At 64.9% G+C, this 7,701-nt stretch carries 8 protein-coding genes and 1 pseudogene; 4 read left to right on the forward strand and 5 right to left on the reverse strand.

What is annotated here, in order from left to right; translation table 11 throughout:
• The 3 genes from ACRCSW_RS11330 to ACRCSW_RS11340 all read left to right on the forward strand — a co-directional run.
• On the forward strand, positions 1–1,658 hold a 1,658-nt coding region (locus tag ACRCSW_RS11330), incomplete at its 5' end, for an OmpA family protein (protein ID WP_438705137.1).
• Between the two features lie 90 nt (positions 1,659–1,748).
• Positions 1,749–2,738, forward strand: coding sequence for an XdhC family protein (locus ACRCSW_RS11335; protein ID WP_438705139.1), 990 nt, complete (start codon positions 1,749–1,751; stop codon positions 2,736–2,738).
• A complete protein-coding gene (locus tag ACRCSW_RS11340; protein ID WP_438705141.1) occupies positions 2,738–3,736 on the forward strand; it encodes a molybdopterin-binding protein in 999 nt (332 codons plus the stop codon). Before ACRCSW_RS11335 ends, ACRCSW_RS11340 begins: the two co-directional genes overlap by 1 nt.
• 51 nt (positions 3,737–3,787) lie before the next feature.
• On the opposite strand, the gene infC is transcribed toward ACRCSW_RS11340, so the two are convergent.
• On the reverse strand, positions 3,788–4,501 hold the full coding sequence (infC, locus tag ACRCSW_RS11345) for a translation initiation factor IF-3 (protein ID WP_438705143.1): 714 nt from the start codon (positions 4,499–4,501) through the stop codon (positions 3,788–3,790).
• A gap of 34 nt (positions 4,502–4,535) precedes the next feature.
• On the opposite strand from infC, the gene ACRCSW_RS11350 reads away from it, so the two are divergent.
• Positions 4,536–5,036, forward strand: coding sequence for a hypothetical protein (locus ACRCSW_RS11350; RefSeq protein WP_438705145.1), 501 nt, complete (start codon positions 4,536–4,538; stop codon positions 5,034–5,036).
• A gap of 164 nt (positions 5,037–5,200) precedes the next feature.
• Here the strand turns inward: ACRCSW_RS11350 and ACRCSW_RS11355 are convergent, their stop codons facing one another.
• The 4 genes and pseudogenes from ACRCSW_RS11355 to ACRCSW_RS11370 form a co-directional block, all read right to left on the reverse strand.
• Positions 5,201–6,034, reverse strand: a complete 834-nt coding sequence (locus ACRCSW_RS11355; RefSeq protein ID WP_438705147.1) for a ferredoxin--NADP reductase — start codon at positions 6,032–6,034, stop codon at positions 5,201–5,203.
• A 60-nt stretch (positions 6,035–6,094) separates the two neighbouring features.
• A complete protein-coding gene (locus tag ACRCSW_RS11360) occupies positions 6,095–6,502 on the reverse strand; it encodes a DUF934 domain-containing protein (RefSeq protein ID WP_438705149.1) in 408 nt (135 codons plus the stop codon).
• Between the two features lie 73 nt (positions 6,503–6,575).
• Positions 6,576–7,328 carry a phosphoadenylyl-sulfate reductase gene (locus tag ACRCSW_RS11365; RefSeq protein WP_438705151.1) on the reverse strand — a complete coding sequence of 251 codons (753 nt, stop codon included), beginning with the start codon at positions 7,326–7,328 and terminating at the stop codon, positions 6,576–6,578.
• Positions 7,318–7,701: pseudogene (locus tag ACRCSW_RS11370) on the reverse strand (nitrite/sulfite reductase); the annotation flags it as partial. The pseudogene ACRCSW_RS11370 and the gene ACRCSW_RS11365, both read right to left, overlap by 11 nt.

A 7,701-nucleotide genomic window follows, 5' to 3' on the forward strand; every position in this document is an offset into this window, starting at 1 on the left:
CCCCCGCGACGGCAGAAGAAGAAGCTGCAGCAAAGGCTGCAGAAGAAGCCGCTGCGGCAGAGGCTGCAGCACAGGCAGAGGCGGATGCGGCAGCGGCAAAGACGGCCGAGGAAGAAGCTGCCGCTCAGGCTGCGGCAGAGGCGGCCGCGGCAGAGGCCGCAGCGCAGGCCGAGGCTGACGCCGCAGCGGCAAAGATTGCTGAGGAAGAAGCCGCCGCGAAGGCTGCCGAAGAGGCGGCTGCCGCGGCCGAGGCTGCAACGACCGAAGCGCCCGCCACCGAAGAAACGGCGCTCACCGAGACCCCGCTGGAAGGCGTGATCGATCAGGCAACGGGCGAGATCATCGACCCCGCGGTTGCCGCCGAAGCGCTGGCTAGGGCCGAGGCCGAGCTTGCCATCACCGACAGCGGCGAGATCGTCGACCCGGCCGCCGGCCTCAAGGTCGCCGAACCTGATCCGGCAGTGGAAGTCGTTCCCGTCGAGGCCCCCGAAGTCACCGAAAGCGAAGTCGAGGGCCTGACCCAGCTTCTGACCGCCGACCCGACCGCGATCGACCCGTCTGCCCTCGCTGCGGCCGCGACCCTGACCACGGCTGCCCCCGCCGAGGACGGCACCATCGTTCTGCCCGAAACCGACCCAGCGTCTCTGGTGGCCGCGGTGACCGAGACGATCACCGAAGATACCGCCCGCACCTCGGCCCAGGAGTTTGCGGCCGCTCCGGTTGCTCTGGCCGAAGGCAAGAAGAGCGGCCTTTCCGATCTTGAGAAAGCCGGTCTTCTGGTGCTTGGCGCGCTTGCAGTGGGCGCAATCATCAAGAACAACAACGACGCCCGCGAAGAGCGCCGCGTTGTCTCGAACACCGGCGACCGGGTCATCGTTCTGCGCCCCGACGGCACCTACCAGGTGCTCAAGGACGACGACACGGTCATCCGCCGCCCCGGCTCGACCGTCCGGACCGAGACGTTCCGCGACGGCTCGACCCGCACGATCGTGGAGCGCGCCGACGGGACGCAAGTCGTCACGATCCGCGACGCGACCGGCCGCGTGCTCCGCCGCGCGACCTATGACGACCTTGGCCGCGAGATCGTGCTGATCGATGATCTGGTCGAGGAAGAAGTCGTCGTCATCCGCGACCTGCCGAAGCCGCGGACGAGGATCGTCATCTCCTCCAAGGACGAAGACGCGGCGCTGAAGCGCGAGCTTGCCCGGCTTGAAGCTGACAAGGCAGGCCGCAAGTTCTCGCTCCGCCAGATCCGCGAGATCACCGAGGTCCGGGCCCTTGCCGCGACGATCGATGTCGAGCCTGTCACCTTCGCCAGCGGCTCGGCTGCCGTCACGGCGGATGAGGCGCGCAATCTGGCCGACCTTGGCCGCGTGATGCAGGACCTGCTCGACGAAAACCCGGCCGAGGTGTTCCTGGTCATGGGCCACACCGACGCGACCGGCAAGTCGGCGATGAACCTCGCCCTCTCTGACCGCCGCGCGGAATCGGTGGCCCTTGCCTTGACCGAATACTTCGACATCCCGCCGGAGAACATGGTCGTGCAGGGCTACGGCGAGACCGAACTTCTGATCGACACGCTCGAAAACGAACCCCTGAACCGCCGGGTCGAGGTCAAGGTGATCACACCCCTGATGCGCACTGCCGAACTGCGCTAAGCGCATCCGATACCAAAGTCGCGCCGCGGGTCCGCCCGCGGCGCTTCCATTTCTGTGGCAAAGCCCCGCGCGTGGACGCATACTTCCACCATGGACACCCGCGCCACCCATGACCTGATCCCCGAGGCAGCCCTTGCTTGGCACCGCGCCGGCAAGGGTGCCGCACTTGCCACCGTGATCGAGACCTGGGGCTCAGCCCCCCGCCAGGCCGGCAGCCAGCTCGCCATCTCGGGAGAGGGCGAGATGCTCGGCTCCGTCTCCGGCGGCTGCGTGGAGGGCGCCGTGGTGACCGAGGCTTTGGAGGCCCTGCAGGATCGCAAATCGCGCATCCTGACCTTTGGCGTCAGCGAAGAGACCGCCTTCGCCGCCGGGCTCGCCTGCGGTGGCACGATCCGCGTCCTCGTTGAACCCGTGGGCGAGGGGGCCGAAGCCCTGCCCGAAGCAATGCTCGCCGACCTCGCCAGCGCCCGCGCGGCATCAAGCGCCCTGGCCTTGGTCACCAGACCCGAAGGCTGGGCCCGCACTCTCGTCATCCCCGGCCAGGACCCCGCCGTCGATGCCCGCCTGAAATCCGATCGCTCCGGCATGGAGGAGGATGGCCGCTTCATCGCGGTCCACAACCCGCCGCTGCGGCTGATCGTCATCGGCGCGGTCCATATCGCCCAGCCGCTTCTGACCATCGCCCGAACCTGCGGCTACGCGCCCACCCTGATCGACCCCCGCGCCGCCTTCGGCTCGGCCGACCGCTTCCCCGGCGAGACCATCCTCGACGACTGGCCCGACGAGGCGCTTGCCCGGCTCGCCCCCGATGCGCGGACGGCCATCGTGACGCTGACCCACGACCCCAAGCTTGATGACCCGGCGATCCGCTACGCGCTCCGTTCCAAAGCCTTCTACCTCGGCTGCCTCGGATCGACCCGCACCCATGCCAAACGCGTGGACAGGCTGACTGCCGAAGGTTTCACGGCGGATGAGATCGCGAGGATCCGTGCCCCCGTAGGCCTCGACATCGGTGCCAAGACGCCCGCCGAGATCGCCGTCTCGATCATGGCCCAGATCATCGAAACCCTGCGGACCTGATGCGCTTCGGCCCCGTTCCCCTGACCGAGGCAGAAGGCGCGATCCTTGCGCATTCGGTGCCGCTGGCCGAGGGGCGACTGCGGAAGGGCTGCGTTCTAGGCCCCGACGAAATCGCCGTCCTGCGCAGCGCGGGCCGAACCGAGGTCATCGTCGCCAGGCTCGACGCTGACGAGTTGCATGAAGACGAAGCCGCGCTCGCAATCGCCCAGGCACTGGTTCCAAACCCCGTTGCTGCGGGGCTTCGGCTCAAAGCCGTTGGCACCGGGCGGGTCAACATCCATGCCGATGTAACTGGTGTTGCCGAAGTTCTGTCCGACCGCGTGGACGCCTTGAATGCAGTGGACCCGATGATCACCCTGGCAACCGTGCCGCGCTGGCAACGGCTGACGCAGGGCGAGATGGTCGCTACCGTAAAGGTCATCTCCTATGGTGCGTCCCGGACGTCCGTTGCGGCTGCCAGCTCGGCAGGAGCCGGGGCTTTGCGAATACGCCCAGTCGCGATGTCGCGCGCCGCGTTGATCCAGACGGTGACCGATTCAGATGACGGGGAAAAAGGCCACCGGGCGATCCAGAAGCGTCTGGAAGCACTTCGCGTCGTGATGCAGCCGAAGCGGCTGGTTCCCCATCGCGAAGCTGACCTCGCCGCCGCGCTGGCCAGTGTGACCGATGCCGATCTGATCCTGATCCTCACGGCCTCGGCAACCTCGGATCCAGAGGACGTTGCCCCCGGCGCAGTCCGCAGGGCAGGGGGGACGGTCGACCGCTTCGGGATGCCCGTCGATCCCGGCAACCTCCTGTTCATCGGTCGTCTCGGGGAAATCCCCGTCATCGGCCTGCCGGGCTGCGCCAAAAGCCCGGCGCTGAATGGCGCGGACTGGGTGATGGAGCGTGTAATCTGCGGTGTGCCGGTCACCGGCGCAGACATCGCGGCGATGGGGGTGGGTGGGCTTCTGAAGGAAATCCCGCAACGCGGTCGCCTTCGCGAGGCGCAGGAATAGAAAAGGGGCCGTGAAGGCCCCTGATTTTTCGTAGAAAAATCGTAACCGGTGTTACTTCGGCGCGACCATCATCACCATCTGGCGGCCCTCAAGCCTGGGCATCGACTCGATCTTGCCTGCTTCGCCCACATCGGCAGCGACCCGGTTCAGAAGCTCCAACCCCAGCTCCTGGTGCGCCATTTCGCGGCCGCGGAAGCGCAGCGTGACCTTCACCTTGTCGCCTTCGCCCAGGAACTTCATCACCGACCGCATCTTGACGTCATAGTCATGCGTGTCCGTGCCCGGGCGGAACTTGATTTCCTTGATCTCGATGATCTTCTGCTTTTTGCGCGCTTCAGCCTCGCGCTTCTGCGTCTCGTACTTGAACTTGCCGAAGTCCATGATCTTGCAGACAGGCGGTTCTGCAGTCGGCGATATCTCGACCAGATCAAGCCCGGCTTCCTCGGCCATCTGCATCGCCCGGGCCGGGGTTACCACCCCGACGTTCTCGCCGTCGGCGCCAATCAGGCGGATTTCCGGAGAGCGGATGCGGTCATTGATCCTGGGTCCGGTTTCGCGTTGCGGCGGGGCATTGTGGGGTCTGCGGGCTATGGCTGTGGTCCTTTGGTGGTTGATTTGGCGTGCGCAACTTAGACGCCGCGAGGCCGCTTCGCAACCCGGCTGGACGCCATAATTTCCCAAAAACCGGAGGATTCCCGCCCTTTTCCGCCGGGTAAGGACTGCCGGGCTTTTCATTCCGAAATCGAACTGCCATATCAGCACCATCCGGGCCTAAGCTCCGGTCATGGGAGTATATGACATGAACAGAACTGTAATTATCGGTGCCATCGTCGTTCTTCTGGCCGCTGGCGGCTATTACCAGTTCAGCTACAAGCCCGCTCAGGACGCTGCTGCAGAGTCACAGGCGGCTGAAGAGCAGGCTGGCGCTGACGCGGAAGCGGCGGGCACTGCCGAAGGCGATGCTGCTGCTGCTCAGGGGGCTGCCGATGGCGCAGCTGCCGAAGGAACCGAAGCCGCACCGGCTGAGACCACCGAGGCTGCTCCGGCAACGACCGAGGCCGCGCCGGCCGAAACCACTGAAGCCGCTCCGGCAACCACCGAAGCTGCTCCTGCCGCCGACGCTGCGGCAGCACTCGACCCGGCGAACTTCAATGCGGATGCGGTTGTTGCGCTGATCGACGGCTCGACGCTGGATGACGCGATGAAGACCCAGCTGAAGACCGCTGTCGAGGCCGCGAAGACCAACCCGGCGCTGGTTGCCGACACCGTCGCGCAGATCAAGACCGCGCTTGGCATGTAAGCTTCGGCTTAAGCCAGATCGAAAAGGCCGCAGGATGGTTCCTGCGGCCTTTTTTTTGGGCTTATCAGTCGCACCGGGAAGGCCGGGCTTATCTGAACAAATTCTTAATGATGGATCGTAACATATTGATTTTTATATGAGGCATCGAGTGCGCACCGTGCCCATCAAATCCCGTCGCCGACGAAGGCCTTCTCCACCACATATTCCAGCGGCTCAGAATTGGCACCTTCCCGCAGGCCGAACTTCTCCAGCACCGCCTTTACGTCGTGGTTGAACGCCAGCGAACCGCACACCATGGCGCGGTCTTCCTCGGGGTCCATCGGGGCGAGGCCGAGATCAGCAAACACCTTGCCGCTGGTCAGATTGTCGGTGATCCGGCCCATGTGATGGAACGGTTCCCGCGTCGTGGTCGGGTAGTACTTCAGCTTGTCGCCGACCATCTCGCCGATCAGGGGATCATCCTTCAGGCTTTCGACAAGCTTACGGCCATATTCCAGCTCTGCCACCTCGCGGCAGGTGTGCATCATGATGACCTGGTCGTATTTTTCATAAGTCTCAGGGTCGCGCATGAGGCTTGCGAAAGGCGCGATGCCGGTGCCGGTGGCGAGGAACCAGAGCCGACTTCCCGGCAGAAGCGCGTCATGGACCAGCGTGCCGACGGGTTTGGGACGCAGGATGATCTCATCCCCCGGCTGGATATGTTGGAGTTTCGAGGTCAGCGGGCCGTCAGGCACCTTGATCGAATAGAACTCCAGTTCCTCGTCCCATGAGGGCGAAGCGATGGAATAGGCGCGGAGGAGCGGCTTGCCGTTGTCGCCCAGAAGCCCGATCATCACGAACTCGCCCGACCGGAAGCGCAAGGATGCGGGCCGGGTGACGCGGAACGAGAACAGACGGTCGGTCCAGTGCGTGACCTGCGTCACGGTCTGGGCGTCCGGCAGATGCGGCTTCGCGGTCGGGATCGGGCTTGCTTCGGTCATCAGGGGTGCTTCGGTCATGGGGCCAAGCCGGTCAGGACCGGCATTGCTTATCTAGCGCTGTTTCGGGTGGTGCGGAAGTCAGGCGCGAAGTCGCGCCTGATAATGATGCTCGCGCCAGTCGGCCGCGCGGGACTGCCATTGGTCGGCCGGTTGGCGGGCGGCGAGCTCGTCAGGGATTTCGGCCCCGTCAAAGCCCACCCGACGCAGCATCGCGTACTGGTCGGCGATCAGCGGACCCAAAGCCAAGAGCTGGCCGGTGTATCCCATTTCGCGCAGGCGACGGGCGATGGTGAAGGCGCGGCCATCGTTGAAGGCGGGGAAGGCCACGCGGATCAGCGTCAGTTGCTCCAGTCGTCCCATGAGGGCCGCAGGGTCGTCGGTGTTGGCGAGGTCAACCGCCGTCTGGTCCGGCGTGAGGTCGGCCAACGCTACGATCTCGCGCTCGGGTGCCTGGGCGAAGCCAGCGTCTGTAACGATCACGGTCATGCCCGGTCTCCGGCCTGGCGCCAAAATCCTTCGAAGGATTTTGCAAATTTCTTCGAAGAAATTTGATCCCGGCTCATGCGGCGTGCTCCTTTGGGGTCCGAACGGCCTTGCCGTCGATGAAGTGAATACCGCATTCGGTCTTTTGCGTTCCGCGCCAACGGCCAGCGCGCGGATCTTCACCCGGTTTCACCGGGCTGGTGCAGGGTGCGCAGCCGATCGAGGGAAAGCCCTTCGCCACCAAAGGATGCCGGGGAAGGCGGTTTTCGACCATGTATTCCTCAAGGTCCTCGCGGCCCCAATGGGCGAGCGGGTTGACCTTGATCCGGAAGTCGCCTTCGTTTTCGAAGAAGTCGATCGTGCCCCGGTCGGCATTCTGGAACCGCTTTCGGCCGGTGATCCAGCCGTCGAAGGGGGCCAGCGCGCGCTCCAGTGGCTCGACCTTGCGGACGTTGCAGCAGGCATCCGTATTGAACTGGTGGAGCGTGTTGTCCGGGTCCTCGAACGCCACGCGCGGCTGGGCGGCGCGGATGGTACGGACGTCGCAAAGGTGCAGCTTCTCGGCCAGCTCGCGCTGGTAGTCCAGCGTTTCCGGAAATAGCATCCGGGTATCGATGAAGAGGACGGGGGTTTCGGGCGCGATCACGCTGACGAGGTGAAGAAGCACAACGGATTCGGCCCCGAAGGATGAGACAAGGGCTACCCTGCCGAGATCGTCGTCCTTGAGCGCGTGTTCCAGGACCGCGGTCGCCGAGTGGTGGCGATAACGCGCATTCAGCGCCGCAACCCGTTCGACGACGGGGCCGTCGTGGCGCCCGTCACGCGGCATCTTTTTCGCCTTCGATCTCATAGAGGGCGGTCTTGAAGGGTTCCATGCCAACGCGCTTGAAGGCTTGCAGGAAGGTCTCCGACGGCTCTGTGCGGAGGTCGAGGTAGGCGCGGAGGATGCGCTCGATGGCGGGGACGATCTCGGTGTAGGCAAAGCCGGGGCCGGTCTTTTCGCCGATCACCGCGTCTTCGGTACCGTCGCCGCCAAGGGTGATCTGGTAGTTCTCGACCCCCGCACGGTCGAGGCCGAGGATGCCTATATGGCCGACATGATGGTGACCGCAGGCGTTGATGCAGCCCGAGATCTTGATCTTCAGGGGGCCGATTTCGTGTTCCAGCTTCAGCGCCTCGAAATGGGTGGCGAGTTCCTGGGC

This window comes from Tabrizicola sp. (genome assembly GCF_051645465.1).
Classification (GTDB): Bacteria; Pseudomonadota; Alphaproteobacteria; order Rhodobacterales; family Rhodobacteraceae; genus Tabrizicola.